This window comes from Solibacillus sp. FSL W8-0372, from assembly GCF_037969735.1.
GTDB classification, from domain to species: Bacteria; Bacillota; Bacilli; order Bacillales_A; family Planococcaceae; genus Solibacillus; species Solibacillus faecavium.
The window spans coordinates 311599-326121 of sequence record NZ_CP150204.1 but is presented as its reverse complement, the minus strand read 5'-3'; the positions used below and the strand labels follow the sequence as shown (position 1 = coordinate 326121).

13 protein-coding genes and 1 riboswitch are annotated in these 14523 nt (G+C 38.2%); of the genes, 7 read left to right on the top strand and 6 right to left on the bottom strand.

What is annotated here, in order from left to right:
• The first annotated feature begins 9 nt into the window (after nucleotides 1-9).
• A complete protein-coding gene (locus tag MKY13_RS01620) occupies nucleotides 10-978 on the top strand; it encodes a hypothetical protein (RefSeq protein ID WP_191701246.1) in 969 nt (322 codons plus the stop codon).
• A gap of 98 nt (nucleotides 979-1076) precedes the next feature.
• On the opposite strand, the gene MKY13_RS01615 is transcribed toward MKY13_RS01620, so the two are convergent.
• The 3 genes from MKY13_RS01615 to MKY13_RS01605 all read right to left on the bottom strand — a co-directional run bounded on the left by MKY13_RS01615 (nucleotide 1077) and on the right by MKY13_RS01605 (nucleotide 4182).
• On the bottom strand, nucleotides 1077-2063 hold the full coding sequence (locus tag MKY13_RS01615; RefSeq protein WP_191701247.1) for a homoserine dehydrogenase: 987 nt from the start codon (nucleotides 2061-2063) through the stop codon (nucleotides 1077-1079).
• A 228-nt stretch (nucleotides 2064-2291) separates the two neighbouring features.
• Nucleotides 2292-2690: a hypothetical protein gene (locus MKY13_RS01610; RefSeq protein WP_191701248.1), complete on the bottom strand. Its 399-nt coding sequence runs from the start codon at nucleotides 2688-2690 to the stop codon at nucleotides 2292-2294.
• Between the two features lie 187 nt (nucleotides 2691-2877).
• Complete coding sequence (locus MKY13_RS01605) at nucleotides 2878-4182, bottom strand: O-acetylhomoserine aminocarboxypropyltransferase/cysteine synthase family protein (protein WP_191701249.1); 1305 nt, start codon at nucleotides 4180-4182, stop codon at nucleotides 2878-2880.
• Nucleotides 4183-4298: 116 nt separating this feature from the next.
• Nucleotides 4299-4413, bottom strand: a riboswitch (SAM riboswitch).
• Between the two features lie 356 nt (nucleotides 4414-4769).
• Between MKY13_RS01605 and MKY13_RS01600 the strand changes: the two genes are divergently transcribed.
• The 3 genes from MKY13_RS01600 (at nucleotide 4770) to MKY13_RS01590 (ending at nucleotide 7967) form a co-directional block, all read left to right on the top strand.
• The gene (locus MKY13_RS01600; protein ID WP_191701250.1) at nucleotides 4770-6251 is read left to right on the top strand and encodes a DASS family sodium-coupled anion symporter; all 1482 of its coding nucleotides are present in this window, start codon (nucleotides 4770-4772) and stop codon (nucleotides 6249-6251) included.
• An 87-nt stretch (nucleotides 6252-6338) separates the two neighbouring features.
• Nucleotides 6339-7073 (top strand): oxygen-insensitive NADPH nitroreductase, encoded by a 735-nt coding sequence (gene nfsA, locus MKY13_RS01595; RefSeq protein ID WP_191701251.1) that lies wholly within the window; start codon nucleotides 6339-6341, stop codon nucleotides 7071-7073.
• 480 nt (nucleotides 7074-7553) lie between these two features.
• Nucleotides 7554-7967, top strand: a complete 414-nt coding sequence (locus MKY13_RS01590) for a hypothetical protein (protein ID WP_339214910.1) — start codon at nucleotides 7554-7556, stop codon at nucleotides 7965-7967.
• Between the two features lie 80 nt (nucleotides 7968-8047).
• Here MKY13_RS01590 and MKY13_RS01585 read toward each other — a convergent pair whose 3' ends face one another.
• Complete coding sequence (locus MKY13_RS01585) at nucleotides 8048-9724, bottom strand: hypothetical protein (RefSeq protein WP_339214908.1); 1677 nt, start codon at nucleotides 9722-9724, stop codon at nucleotides 8048-8050.
• Between the two features lie 229 nt (nucleotides 9725-9953).
• On the opposite strand from MKY13_RS01585, the gene MKY13_RS01580 reads away from it, so the two are divergent.
• From MKY13_RS01580 to MKY13_RS01570, 3 genes are all read left to right on the top strand, one after another.
• Complete coding sequence (locus MKY13_RS01580) at nucleotides 9954-10616, top strand: lysoplasmalogenase (RefSeq protein WP_339214906.1); 663 nt, start codon at nucleotides 9954-9956, stop codon at nucleotides 10614-10616.
• 31 nt (nucleotides 10617-10647) lie between these two features.
• A complete protein-coding gene (gene pepT / locus MKY13_RS01575) occupies nucleotides 10648-11874 on the top strand; it encodes a peptidase T (protein WP_339214904.1) in 1227 nt (408 codons plus the stop codon).
• A gap of 80 nt (nucleotides 11875-11954) precedes the next feature.
• Nucleotides 11955-12923, top strand: coding sequence for a multidrug resistance efflux transporter family protein (locus tag MKY13_RS01570; protein ID WP_339214902.1), 969 nt, complete (start codon nucleotides 11955-11957; stop codon nucleotides 12921-12923).
• Between the two features lie 26 nt (nucleotides 12924-12949).
• Here the strand turns inward: MKY13_RS01570 and MKY13_RS01565 are convergent, their stop codons facing one another.
• Nucleotides 12950-14020, bottom strand: coding sequence for a S26 family signal peptidase (locus MKY13_RS01565; RefSeq protein ID WP_339214900.1), 1071 nt, complete (start codon nucleotides 14018-14020; stop codon nucleotides 12950-12952).
• A gap of 3 nt (nucleotides 14021-14023) precedes the next feature.
• The gene (locus MKY13_RS01560; protein ID WP_191701331.1) at nucleotides 14024-14518 is read right to left on the bottom strand and encodes a sigma-70 family RNA polymerase sigma factor; all 495 of its coding nucleotides are present in this window, start codon (nucleotides 14516-14518) and stop codon (nucleotides 14024-14026) included.
• Between the last annotated feature and the right edge of the window lie 5 nt (nucleotides 14519-14523).

Here is a 14523-nt window from a genome sequence, read left to right as displayed (position 1 = left end):
AGGATTGTAATGAGAACGTTTTTATTAGGAACAATATGCTTTGCAGGTATACTGAGCGGGTGCACTCAATCAAATACAGATCAGACTAAAGAGATAAATGAGTTAAAAAAACAAATGGAACAGATATCACTAGAAAATGAGGCTCTCATAAAACAAGCAAACAGTGATTATTCAACTATTTCAGTAAAAAATATCGAAAAATATCCTCAGACTCTTTATAAGAAAAAAAGCTTAGATATCGATGAAGATGGTGAAGAGGAAATTATTGAATTGTACGTAAATGCAGGAAAAATGGAAAATGGTTTATTCGCTTGGGACGATGGCCAGAACTGGTTGTTAGTAGTGAAGGATGGTGAAAATTCTTATCCGCTATTTGATGATTATATTCAACTAGGCTCCCTGGATTTTAGTACCGCAACTTTTGATGGAAAGCCGGGAATTGTGATGCATATGACGCAGCACGCTAGTATAATTATCCAAAAATTCACTTACGATCAAAAGGTAAAGGGATTTCAAAAGGAAACCTTTTATAAAAAAGAGAATATGAACGATTATTATAATCAACCCGCTTCCTATGCTCTTTTTAAAGACGCTTATGAACTTATGGAAATAGCCTTTGAGAAAACGGTCCCAATACAAGAAGCCAGTGAAAATACCCTTCAGGATTCTCAGGAGAGATGGTATATCATAGAGCCGGTCTTACAGGAAATTAGAAATACTCAACATCTGTTCGAGCTAGCCTTTACCCTGAATCCTGAACTAAATGTTTCTTTAAACGGTCCCATTACCTTCCTTAACGAAATGATTATCGACTCACCAACAGCCGTTCAAGTGGATCAGTTAAAAACGATTTATAGGATGATAAAAGAGAGTGAGATACAAGAGTTAATTATAGAAGAAAACAATCAACTACACCCATCTGTTAGAGACCTGTTTCAAAAATTTGATTCTACCCTTAATGTACAGCAGAGTTCGTAACAGCAACCTAAAGACACCATTGTTTCTAAAGAGGAACAATGGTGTCTTATACTTCATGGATAATATTTAATTCATTAAGTGAGATAGCTTCTCTCTTGTTAAATTGTTACTGTAAAACCTGCCCGTTTGCCAATAATCTCCGCATAATCTTCTACCATAACGCTTGCTGTCGGATACATACCTGCTCCTGGTCCGATTACGGATAATGTGCCGATATAGTCTGTTTCCATCGTTACGGCATTAAAGACATCATCCACCGGATAAAGTGGATGTTCATTATTTACTAATAGCGGTGCAACTTTTGCATGAATTGTACCATCTTCCAGCTTTTCAACTTCTGCCACATGACGGTAGCGTAGCCCTTGCGCTTTCGCATCGGCTACTTGCTCTGCTGATATTGTATCAATGCCAATCACATCTACATCTGCCCAGTTTGGTTGTTCTCCAAATGCTAAGCTTGATAAAATCATCAGCTTTTTAAAGGCATCTTGACCCGAAATATCATTAAATGGATCTGCTTCTGCATAGCCTAATTGCTGCGCCTCTTTTAGCGCCTGATCAAAACTCCAGCCCTCTGCACGCATTTTAGTTAAGATGTAGTTTGTCGTTCCATTTAAAATTCCCTGTACACATCTAACTTCATTTACAAGCAGAATGTTTTTCATCGTTTTTATAATAGGCACACCACCTGCTACGGTTGCCTCAAAGCCGATAAATACACCATTTAACTTTGCTAATGCTTCGAGTTCTTCGCCCCGTTTCGCAAGCATCACTTTATTCGCTGTAATGACATGGCATTTCGCCTCAACAGCACGTTTTAAGTATGTGAATGCAGGTTCTTCATTTACAATCGCTTCAAATACTACTTGCAGGTCACTCTCCGCCAGTACGTCATCCATTGACTCTGTCATTAAATGCTTTGTTCCCGGTACACGCTCACGGCTTGCATCGGTTACTAAAATCTTCGCGACCTCCAGTTCTACCCCCAGCTTTTCGCGAAGCTCCTGCCTCTTCTCATTTAAAATATGGTAAATTCCCTGACCTACTGTGCCAAATCCTAAGATCGCTGCCTTGATTGTTGCCATTGCCTTTCTCCTCCAAATTCTTAACACATATATATTGACGAATAATTCAAATAATTTATCTTAAAGAAATTCTATCCTATATAATACATGAAAACAAGGAGAATCTCTCCTAGAAGGACATTTGTTTACTGTAAACGGTCAAATTTCATTTAAATTCTATTGTTTAATAGCTAAATCGGGTAAACAAAAACACTAGCAGAAATTCTCCGGCTAGTGTTTAAAGTTATTTTATACTGCTACATTTACAGAATTATATACGCGTAAACGATGCGCATTTAAAATTTTTGTCATAACAAGTTCTTCTTTTACGGAGTAGTTTGGCACCGCATATGGGCGTTGCACTAACTGGAACTCACCATATTTTAAAAACCATTCGCGTGCTGGAGTTAAAATATGCGCACTTCCATGAACGTTATACTCCTCAGCAACTTCCTTTATGACATAGCCTGTTGTTTCCAGATTGTGAGTTTGTTCCGAGAAAGCACTATGCCCAAAAACCTTTTGCCACATGACATTTACATCCGCTAAAATTTGCTGAATTGCACAAGCATTTACATATTCCTTTACTTCGTTTAATTCATAAATAATGTAGGCTGCTACATTTTGTGCACTGTATACTTTCCCCATGTCGAACAACTCCTTTTCCTTCAATAATGCTGCAACATTATTTCAAATATTTTGGTTGGTAGTTTTATTATTCCAATTGTATTACTAGGTATTAACTTTGTCAATAAAACTTATATAATTAGTAGGAATTAATTTTCTAAAAATTGCTTAGCTTCTCGAATGGGAAAAGCTAAGCTTTTTTTAAGTTTTATACGTTTGTCTCTGCGCCTACTTCAGCCGCAACTTTCGCTAATGCCTGTTCTAAATCCGCGATAATATCTTCTGCTGCTTCTAACCCGATCGATAAGCGAATGAGCTCTTCCGATACGCCGGCAGTTTTTAATTCTTCAGCAGATAACTGTTGGTGCGTTGTGCTCGCAGGATGGATAATTAATGAACGAGCATCCCCAACGTTTGCTACATGCGAGAATAATTCCACGTTATCAATTACTTGGCGCCCTGCTTCACGTCCACCTTTAATGCCGAACGTAATGATTGATCCGAAGCCGTTTTTCAAATATTTTTTCGCCAAATCATGTGTCTCAAAATCTTCAAAACCGTTGTAATTTACGTATTCCACAAATGGGTGGTTTCTTAAATACTCGGCAACTTTTTGTGTGTTTTCATTGTGACGGACAATACGCAAATGAAGCGTTTCTAGTCCTTGTAGGAAATTAAATGCCGCGTCAGCAGATAATGTTGGACCAAAATCACGCAATAGTTGAACACGAAGCTTTGTCGCAAATGCAGCGCCTGCTGTGTCAATTCCGTAGCGTAGACCATGGTAAGAAGTATCCGGTTCTGTAAATCCTGGATGTCTTCCTTGTGTCCAGTCAAACTTTCCAGCATCAACGACAATCCCACCGATCGTCGTTCCATGACCGCCAATCCATTTTGTTGCAGAATGAATGACAACATCCGCGCCGAATTCAATCGGATTACTTCCATATGGGGAAGCAAATGTGCTGTCTATTAATAACGGAAGACCATTGTCATGAGCGATGTTTGCTACTGCTTCAATATCGAGTACTTTCAAGCTTGGATTTCCGATTATTTCAGCGAAGATCGCCTTCGTTTTATCAGTAATCGCCGCTTGGAAGTTTGCAGGATCTGATTCATCCACAAATTTTACTGTAATGCCGTAGCGAGGCAATGTAGTTGCGAATAAATTGTATGTTCCTCCGTACAGAGAACCAGCAGCAACAATTTCATCTCCTGCACCGGCTACATTTAAAATGGAGAATGCCACTGCTGCTGCGCCAGATGAAAGCCCTACTGCAGCTGTGCCCCCCTCAAGTAAAGCAACCCGTTCTTCAAATGCCCCCACTGTAGGATTCATAATACGAGAATAAATATTGCCAGTTTCCTGTAATGCAAATAGACGTTGCGCATGAGCAGTGTCATTGAATGCATAGGCAGTTGTACGATATACAGGAACTGCAATCGCCCCCGTTACAGGATCTGGCTTTTGCCCCCCGTGCAATAATAAAGTTTCTGGTCTTAAATTCGTCACTCTAATAACCTCCTAAAATTATTCGATGGTGAAATCGGTGTTTTTGAGGAGGATTTTTTAAATGAAAAAAACCCTCTTCAGTTAAGAAGAGGGTTGCGCATGAGCAAGTTTGCCTCCTCTTATCTTTCAAAATGATTGTCCATTTTGTAGGATTTAGCACCTTAGTCAGTTCATCACTTACTGGTTGCCGGGCATCTCAGGGCCTATTCCCTCCGCCGCTCTTGATAAGAGATATGTGATTTATGTTCCATCGTTGATTCTCAGTATAAAGCAGAGTAATTCTATAAGTCAACCGAAAAATTAAAATTTTCTGATTTTAAATTAATTCATAAAAATATTTTATCTTCCCACACTAAAATTATTATACTATTCTATACAATTTCTGCTTAAAACAAAATTTTTCTCAATATATTTATTCACCAAATATTAACATGTATCATTTTTTGGAAGTGCTATAATCATAATTGTTAAGGGATTTCCCTTGCAATTGGAAATAAAGAATATATTTTACTTTTAGAAGAATGGGTATATTTTGTCTTATTAATTTATTATTTAACTAAAACTTTAAACGAAGTGAGGCGTTAAGTATGGCAACAGAAGCGACAAGTAAACGAAATTTAAAACCATTATGGATAGTTTTAGCGTTTGCAGCACTCATTACCATTGTTTTACTTCCAAATAGTGGTGGAGATCTTCCCGTTGTTGGACAACGAGCATTAGCTATTTTAGCATTTGCCGTTATATTATGGGTAACCGAAGCGGTAGCCTATCCGGTTAGTTCTGCAATGATATTAGCTGCCATCGCTGTTTTATTAGGTTTGGCTCCGAGTATGGAAGATCCTTCCGTACAAATGGGCACTAAAGAAGCGTTAAAATTAGCGTTAGGTGGATTTAGTAGTTCCTCGGTTGCGTTAGTCGGGGCTGCATTATTTTTAGCAGCTGCCATGCAAATAACGAACCTTCATAAGCGTATTGCACTGTGGGTTTTATCATTAGTTGGAACAAAAACGAAAGCATTAGTAGTAGGGGCTATTTTAGTAGCAATTGTATTAGCTTTTGTTGTACCAAGCGCGACTGCTCGTGCTGGTGCAGTTGTCCCTATTCTATTAGGGGTTGTTGCGGCTTTTGGATTATCTAAAGAAAGTAGACTTGCAGCGTTGTTAGTTATTACCGCTACCCAAGCTGTTTCAATTTGGAATGTGGGGATTAAAACTGCTGCAGCGCAAAACTTAGTAGCACTTGGTTTTATTAACTCTGAATTTGGAGTCGATATTTCTTGGGGCAAGTGGTTTATGTATGCCGCGCCGTTTTCAGTCATCATGTCCTTCGTATTATTCTTTGTTATGATTAAATTAATCAAACCCGAAACGGATAATATAGCTGGCGGAAAAGAAATTATCCGTAAGCAATTGCAAGATCTTGGTCCTTTAAAACACAAAGAAATTACTTTAATCATCACTTCTGTTTTACTATTATTCTTCTGGTCAACAGAAGGAAAATTGCATCCATTTGATACGACAACGATTACCATTTTAGCTATTGCCTTTTTATTGACACCTAAACTTGGAGTATTTAATTGGAAAGAAGCTTCTAGCCGTATTGACTGGGGTACATTGATTGTTTTTGCAGTCGGTATTTCACTTGGAACGACTCTTTTGGGTACAAAAGGTGCAGCCTGGCTGTCTAATACGATTTTCGGCTCACTTGGCTTAGAGACGATGCCTATTATAGCTACCATAGCATTAGTTACTGTTTTCAATATTGTCATTCATTTAGGTTTTGCATCTGCGACAAGCTTGGCTTCTGCCTTGATTCCCGTATTTATCGCATTGGCCATTAGTTTACCGATGCCTTTAGAAAATCAAATTGGTTTTGTACTAATCCAGCAATTTGTTATTTGCTTCGGATTCCTATTACCAGTAAGCGCACCGCAAAACATGCTTGCTTACGGTACAGGCGCATTTACAACAAAGGATTTTTTGAAGTCAGGTATTCCGCTAACAATCGTTGGTTATATTTTAATACTTCTTCTAAGTGCAACGTACTGGAAATGGATTGGACTATTATAATCGACTTCAAGTAAAAAATTGACTAGAATAAGCTTAAAGGATCATTCCTTTAAGCTTTTTCTATTACATACAAAGGGAGATGTTCATGTGGAAACGAGAGAATTGTTACGTAGTCACTCATCTGTTCGTAAATATACAGGTGAAGTAATTTCAAAAGATACAGTCATTGATTTAATTGAGACTGCTCAAATGGCAGCAAGCTCGCACTTTGTCCAAGCATATAGTGTTATATGGGTAACGGATGATGAAAAGAAAGCAAAACTAGGTGAGCTATCCAAAAACGAATTCCAATTCCAAACAGCTGGTGCCTCATTTTTATTTTGCGTAGACTTCAAGCGATTACAAGCGGCTGGCCAAAAGCATGATGTTAACATTGTCACAGACTCAGCAGAAAACGTGCTTGTAGGTGTTGCAGACGTTTCACTATTTGCTCAAAACTTCGTTGTGGCAGCAGAAGCAATGGGCTATGGTATTTGCTATATTGGCGGTGCACGTACAAATCCAAAGGAAATCAGCGATCTGTTCAACTTGCCGGAAAATGTATTTCCGCTATTCGCTATGACAATCGGGACACCTACAAAACGAAACGAAACAAAACCGCGTTTACCAGTAGATGCCGTGTTGCATGAAAACAGCTACAACGTTGAAAAGTATGACGCTCTTCTAGATGAATACGATGCAACGATGGAAAGCTACTATGCAAGCCGTTCTTCTAATCAAAAAATGGCTACATGGACAAAGCAAATGGCAGACTTTTTAATCGAACAAAAGCGGCCTCATATGAAAGATTTCCTAGCTTCTAAAGGATTTAACTGGAAATAAAGGAATATCTAAAGAGGCTGGGATAAAATGAAAAACATCTATTTTTCCAAAGAAAAAATAGATGTTTTTCTGCTTCTGCCAGAATTGATTTCCGTTACGGGGACGCTTTCAGGGGGCACGGCCTTACACGATCGTCTCAGGCGTCGGTGCTCCTGCGGTTACTCGTCGCAAAATAAATTTTGCTGTTCCCCCAGGAGTCGCCCCTTCACTCCAATCAATTCATATAATATCAATTCCTTAATAAGAATATTTCCCTTATACAAAGAAATTTCTACTTTTGTCCCAGCCCCTTTTTATTTTTCTCCAACGTTATCACTGGATCCTATTATACTAGAGGAATTTTTGATGTTAGTTCTTTCTATATAAGAATAATGGTAATTAATTTTATTGCTGTAGTTAATTCGATCTTTAATACCTAAGATTTTTTTATTATGTTTTGTTAAAATATTGTTACAGCAGTAGTAAAAGGGAGGAATTAAAATGACCCCTAGTTTTGTAGCAAAATCCTTGGAACGTCAACATTTAAAAACAGTGCGCAAACATTTGTTGCAAATAATCGATATTAACACTGCACTAAGAGATGTCCACAATCATATTGCATCACATATTAATAAAGAAAAATATGAAGCAATCACTGCTTATGTCAATCAATATATTTCCTATACACATATTTGGCAGATTAAGTTTGTTTGCAATTTGGAAGATCCGGAAGTGGCGCTATTGCAAATTTTCCACTTACATTACATTCTCGAACGCGAACAAGCAGAGAAATTTGCGAAAGAGCGTGCAATTTTAAAAGAACAACACGATAAATTCCTTTCAATTACACTTTATTCAGATAATCATATTGAAGAACGCTATAAAAAAATGATGCAGTTTATTCAAGAGTATTAGAAATAGTAGGTTTTCAAAAAACAAGTTCACCTAAAAATAAAGGAGCGATGCCGAAATTACGGCATGCTCCTTTATTTTTATTATAGTCCTACAATCTGCAGTGCTTTTACAGGTTGGAAATCTTCCCCTGTTTTTGAATATGTCAGCACTACTTTATCGCCTTCCTGCAAGTAGATTGCAAAAGGTGCTGTTTCTGAACTTACAATGAAGTTTTCCCCTGTTGTCGTTAAGAATGTCACAATGGTGAAATCTCCTACACGCTCTTTATAAACACGGACAACTTCTGATGCCAGCTGTGCTTCCTCAGCGTTCGAAGAGCCATCCACCGTACTTCCACCTCTGCTGAGTGCGGTTTTATATAGTCTTAGCGCTTCATTAGGTGTCGTACCGAACGCTGAAATTTCCGGATTAGCCGCGGAAACGATGAAATAGTTTTGTAAAAAGCCATTTGCATCTAAAACAGCCGATAGCCAGCTAGCTTCTCCGTAAAAGTTATAAAGAATCGGCATTTCACCGTTCCATTCTTTTTCGATGAATTTTTTCTCAATTATATCGAGAGCTCCTCGCGAATCCATGTAGGACTCTTCCAAATTCCCTGTATAATAAGTTGCTTCACCTGAACTTGCATGCGTCAATGCATAGCCAAGCATTGAATCAACACCCTCTTTAGGACTAGTAAAATCAGTGAAATAATACATTTCTCCATCTTCCATAAAGATTGGGCTTACATTTGCTTCTATACCTTCATCACTCGGCAATTTTACATCCTTTTTACCGACAAGACTATTCCAAAAACCATGCACATAGTTTCCGTAGTAACTGTTCTGCAAGCTTACTGTCTCTGGAGATACTGCGCCATCAATAAATTCTGGAACGTCTGCTGTTGCAATCCTTTCAGATTGACCTGTTTTTGCATCGACAAGCACAATGCCTTTTACGTCAAAGCCGTTACGCGCAGAAATAAATTCCCCGAATGATCGAATGTAATAAGGATGACCATCTTCGTCGATTTCCAATTGTGGGTCACCATAAAAAATCAACGTAGGATAATTTAATCGAATGTGGCGTTCCAGATTTTTATTGAAGTACGCCGATGGAACATAGCTCATCTCCGATTTAATAAATTTCGGATTATCACTGGAATCCGTCGCACTCATTGTGAAATAGCCTGGTGTCGTTTTTCCATTAAACCATTTAAAGACACCGGAAAATTCCACAGGTGCGATATACACATACTTATCATTTACTTTTTGAATTTGTAAGCTTCCTAATTCATAGTAGCTTGTGTTTGGTACTTGACCAAATGCTTTTTTCATTTTGTTTCTGACGAATTGCGGTGGCACACTTGCCGGTGTTTTCGTCTCATCAAACGGCGAAATTTCAGTTTGCTCTTTCATTTGTGCAGATTCAAATTTCTCATCAGCGTTAAAAAAAGGCGCGCTTACTAAATAACCTATTCCGATGATTCCAACAAGCACGATTGCTGATTTTATTTTTTGTTCAACACCGACTGCAAATATTGCGCCTGCAATCGCCACTACGGGTAATACATATAAAAATATTGTCCAGCTTAGATCAATTTTAGATATATAAACCGTTAAAAATACTGAAATAAAACTTATAACAAATGTTGTGATCGCTAGTATGGAGAATGTTTTTGTTGATAGTTCATCATTTTTAACTTTTTTTGTTAGCGGTACTAAAAGTAATGTTATTAAAAGTGAACCAATTGCCGTTATTAGCAATAACTGTCCCATATTACTCACCTCTCTCTGTACTCTTTACGAATAAGCAAAAAAAAAGATTCATAAACATTAAGAAAAATCCCATTACAGCAATAAAAAAGCTAAATATTGCATTTTTCTTTGGTAAATTATTCAATAAATAGTTTTATATACTATAATACGAGTATAGTGCTTAATTATGATCATTACAGAAATTTCTACTTGTTCTGCCCTTTTTAATATTATTTTAGGAGGTAAATGGATGGCACGTAAAATACTAATTATTTTGTTCTTTGGTCTTGGTCTATATTATGTTTTTCTTTTTCAGACGATTGATAGTTCGTTAAAGATGGTATTTAAACTGTTGCCAATGATTTTATTAATCGCGCTCGCCTATTTAACAAAAGTTCCTGTTAAATCCAATTATTATTGGCTTATATTAATTGGATTAATCTTCTGTGCGATTGGTGATTATACATTGCAATGGTTCATCATCGGGCTGAGCTTTTTCCTAACGGGGCATATTTTTTATATTTTTGCCTTCCGTTCTACGAATAAAGCAACAACACCGCTTTATGTGAAGATTATTTTAGGTTTATATGGAGTTACCATGATGGTTTGGATTGCGGGGAGTCTTTTCCAAAAAGGTGATACGGTTTTGGCCATTGCGGTAACGGCATATATTTTAGTCATTTTGACAATGGGTTGGACTTCGTTTCGTACAGGAAGTGTCTTTGCAATTATCGGGGCAGCCTTATTTATTGCGTCCGATTCCATTTTGGCAATCAACCGTTTTATGTTTGAAGTTGCCTATGCACATGAGCTCATCATGTTCACTTATTATGCTGCACAGTTTTTCTTAATGCTCAGCATTGCTCAATACTTCAAAATTAGTTCAAAAACCGAAATAAAGAGTGTACAATAAAAGCAATATGTATATAGGGGGTCTTTTTCATATGAAAGAAAAAGTAATTGAACGTTTAGTACGCTATGTAAAAATCGATACACAATCAGATTTCAACTCAGACACAACACCTTCTACGATGAAGCAGTTTGATTTATTAAATGTATTAAAGGACGAATTAGCGGAGATTGGCTTAACAGAGATTACATTAGATGAAAACGGCTACCTTTTCGCAACATTGGAATCAAACACAGATAAAGAAGTTCCGACACTTGGCTTTTTAGCACATGTTGATACAACATCTGACTATACAGGGACAAATGTACAGCCACAGCGTATCGACAACTATGACGGTGAAGCAATTACATTGAAAAATGGCTTGGTGATGGCACCAGACTACTTCCCGAATTTAAAAAACTATGTAGGTCAAACATTAATTACGACAGATGGAAATACATTACTAGGTGCAGATGATAAAGCCGGCATCGCAGAAATTATAACGGCGATGGAATACTTAGTTAACAACCCTGAAATTAAGCACGGTAAAATTCGTGTTGCCTTTACACCTGACGAAGAAATCGGGCGCGGTCCACATAACTTCGATGTGGAAAAATTTGGTGCAGATTATGCCTATACAATGGACGGTGGACCATTAGGAGAATTACAATACGAAAGCTTTAATGCTGCTGGTGTAAAAGTAACGACGCGTGGTACAAACATCCATCCAGGATCAGCAAAAAATAAAATGGTCAACTCGATTACAATGGCCATTGAGTTCCAAAACGAAATGCCTAAAGATGCTGTTCCTGAAAAAACAGACGGTTACGAAGGCTTTATTCATTTAATGCACTTTAATGGTGGCATTGAAGAATCATCGATGTCATATATTATCCGTGACCATGATCGCGCAAAATTCGAAGAGAAAAAAGCGTATATGGCAAAGGTTGGGCAAGAGATGCAAGCAAAGTACGGAAAAGAGGCAATCACTGTAGCAATTGAAGATCAATATTACAATATGGGCGAAAAAATTGAGCCTGTTATGGAAATTGTCGATATCGTAAAAGATGCTTTTGCTAAATTTGATATTACTCCAATTGTAGAACCAATTCGTGGCGGTACAGACGGTTCGCAGCTATCATACATGGGCTTGCCAACTCCAAATATTTTTGCAGGCGGAGAGAATATGCACGGAAAATATGAATTCGTATCAGCGGAAACGATGGAAAAGGCTACAGAAGTCATTATTGAAATCGTTCAGCTGTTTGAACAACGCAACTAAAATTAATGGAGCGACTGAACTCGCTCCATTTTTTTACATACTTAATAGACGGAAAATTATAACTATTTAGGTGGTGTGAAATGAAGGAGATATTCATTGGCATTTTAGCTTCATTATTTTTTGCTGTTACGTTTATTTTAAACCGTTCTATGGAACTGGAGGGAGGCAGCTGGCTTTGGAGCTCTTCCCTTCGTTACTTCTTTATGGTTCCCTTTTTAATAGCAATCGTCGCTATTCGGGGGAAAAATGGATTTCGGATTTTATCAAATGAAATGAAGGAAAGCCCCGTTGCATGGGTTGGATGGAGCTTTATAGGCTTTGTACTATTTTATGCCCCTCTTACATTTGCTGCTGCGTATGGACCTGGGTGGCTCGTATCGGGTACATGGCAATTTACCATTGTAGCTGGTCTACTTCTTGCACCACTTTTCCTTTCCACCATTGACGGAAAGAAAGTTCGGGCGAAAATACCACTGATATCATTAAGTATTTCGGGCATTATTTTAATCGGTATTTTTATGATACAAATTCCACAAGCACAAACTGTTTCAGCGAAAAGTCTACTTCTTGGAACAATTCCTGTCATTATAGCTGCCTTTGCTTATCCACTCGGCAATCGAAAAATGATGGCACTTTGCGGCGGAAGAGTTGATCCATTCCAACGTGTGCTCGGTATGACAATTGCTTCTTTACCAATTTGGGTACTACTCGCAGTTTATGCTTTCTTTACAGTTGGTTTACCATCTGCCAGTCAACTATACCAATCACTTCTTGTGGCGGTATCATCCGGCGTAATTGCCACTGTATTATTCTTTATCGCTACTGACCGCGTACGACATGATCAAGGGAAACTTGCCGCTGTAGAAGCAACCCAATCCATCCAAGTTCTCTTTGTGGTGATGGGTGAAATGATGTTACTTAATGCCCCGTTACCAAAGCCACTCGCTTTAGCAGGTTTAGCTGTCATCATCATTGGATTGCTCATTCATAGTTATCATACAGTACTAGTAAATAGAAAAAGACTACAGCTGAAAAACGAAAATGGGTAGCGACAGTTTTTGTCACTACCCATTTTTTATAATCCCCATTGCCATACGCCTGTCTGATCTTTATACATTTTAAATACATATTCCCCAACCCCTTCACGACCATATTGGTAGCGAATTTCTACTTCTGTGTCGGATAGATACGTAACACTGCGGTAAGACGCCTCTAAAAACAGCTCCCCTAAGCGATTTGCATGCGGAAATGCACTATCTTGGGCGGACAATCTTTCACTTATTGTTCCTTCTCCAAAAATCTGGTCATATAAATATAAATCGAAATATTGGTCCGGTGTATAGTCATTTGACAACTCAAAATAAATGGAATCCGTCTTATTTTGCTGAGCCAACCCTACTACTTCCCCATAAATTTTATGCACAGCCGTAATCGTTCCTGCCTGCAAAGTATTTTCAGCTGGGAAATGATTTACTAAAAAATATTCCCGTGCGTTCAATAATTGGTCATAGCCGCCTGCAATCGTATTGCCGTTATCCTCATACAATGCCATTAGTTCCGATTGGACAGGCTTCCCATTCACTGTTAGCTTGCCGTTCTGCAAAACGACCCGGTCTCCCGGCACAGCGATCACTTCATAGTAGGCATTTTCATAAATAGGCAAATGACTGCTCGTATTTGTCATCGTTCGAACAATATCGCCTGCTTTATATACGACCTCATCAAATAAATTAGATTGTCGTTCAATAACCGTATGATAAAGTTCCTCTTTCCCTGCAATTGAAAAGGAATCCTTATCGATATATTGTAAATCTGTTAATTCTTCAAGCACTGGTAGCTGTGCGAAAGCATCATAATCAATGGTTGATAGTTGTTTCGATTTTTGAAGGGTTGCGATTTGCGCCAAATCATCAAGCGGATCATAAGGGACGCCCCGCCCTTCATTTGCTGAATTTTGGGTAAAAGGAGCTGCTGTCATAAATAGGAATACCGCAACCGCTGCAACAGCTGCTGTCACTACTTGTACATGCCATGAACGCTTTGTTTTTGGTGTCGTTAAATCTTCTTTCACACGCTGTTTTATTCTGCTTTCCTGCAAGTTTGTATCACCCATCATGTCATCCAGCTGCTTTTTAAATGGATCCATGCATCATCCCTCCATTTCCTCTTCGTTAAAAAACTCTTTTAATTGCTGCTTTGCTCGACGCAGACGCGTTTTCACCGTATTTTCATTAAGTTCCAAAAATAATGCAATTTCCGCAATCGACTGCTCGTTATAATAATATAAAATGAGTGGCTCACGGTATTTCAGTGGTAGCTGGAATAACTTTTGTTCGAGAGAAGCGAGCTGCTGTTTTTGTATGATTTCTTCATCCGCACCCTTTGTCTGTGCAAAAACCGTATCAAAGAAAACATCCTTTTTATGTTTCCACGAGCGTAAATAGTCTTTTGCCCGGTTGGCAGTCATTTTAGTTAAATACGTTTTCAACGATGATTCGTTGCGAAATTGATCGCTCTTTTGGTAGTATGTCACAAATACTTCTTGTACGATATCCTCTGCGGTAGCCCAATTTTTCACGTACAAATATGCGATGCGCACTAAATAGCGCGTATGCTCATCTAATATGGCGTCAAAATCTTTCATATTAG

What these genes read in the sequence shown, in the direction of transcription:
- MKY13_RS01615 (WP_191701247.1), bottom strand. Translation starts at nt 2,063, where the DNA reads ATGGCAACAATCAAGGCAGCGATCTTAGGATTTGGCACAGTAGGTCAG.
- MKY13_RS01570 (WP_339214902.1), top strand. Translation starts at nt 11,955, where the DNA reads ATGAAGGAGATATTCATTGGCATTTTAGCTTCATTATTTTTTGCTGTT.
- MKY13_RS01585 (WP_339214908.1), bottom strand. Translation starts at nt 9,724, where the DNA reads ATGGGACAGTTATTGCTAATAACGGCAATTGGTTCACTTTTAATAACA.
- MKY13_RS01590 (WP_339214910.1), top strand. Translation starts at nt 7,554, where the DNA reads ATGACCCCTAGTTTTGTAGCAAAATCCTTGGAACGTCAACATTTAAAA.
- MKY13_RS01600 (WP_191701250.1), top strand. Translation starts at nt 4,770, where the DNA reads ATGGCAACAGAAGCGACAAGTAAACGAAATTTAAAACCATTATGGATA.
- MKY13_RS01610 (WP_191701248.1), bottom strand. Translation starts at nt 2,690, where the DNA reads ATGGGGAAAGTATACAGTGCACAAAATGTAGCAGCCTACATTATTTAT.
- MKY13_RS01560 (WP_191701331.1), bottom strand. Translation starts at nt 14,518, where the DNA reads ATGAAAGATTTTGACGCCATATTAGATGAGCATACGCGCTATTTAGTG.
- MKY13_RS01620 (WP_191701246.1), top strand. Translation starts at nt 10, where the DNA reads ATGAGAACGTTTTTATTAGGAACAATATGCTTTGCAGGTATACTGAGC.
- MKY13_RS01565 (WP_339214900.1), bottom strand. Translation starts at nt 14,020, where the DNA reads ATGGATCCATTTAAAAAGCAGCTGGATGACATGATGGGTGATACAAAC.
- MKY13_RS01580 (WP_339214906.1), top strand. Translation starts at nt 9,954, where the DNA reads ATGGCACGTAAAATACTAATTATTTTGTTCTTTGGTCTTGGTCTATAT.
- pepT (WP_339214904.1), top strand. Translation starts at nt 10,648, where the DNA reads ATGAAAGAAAAAGTAATTGAACGTTTAGTACGCTATGTAAAAATCGAT.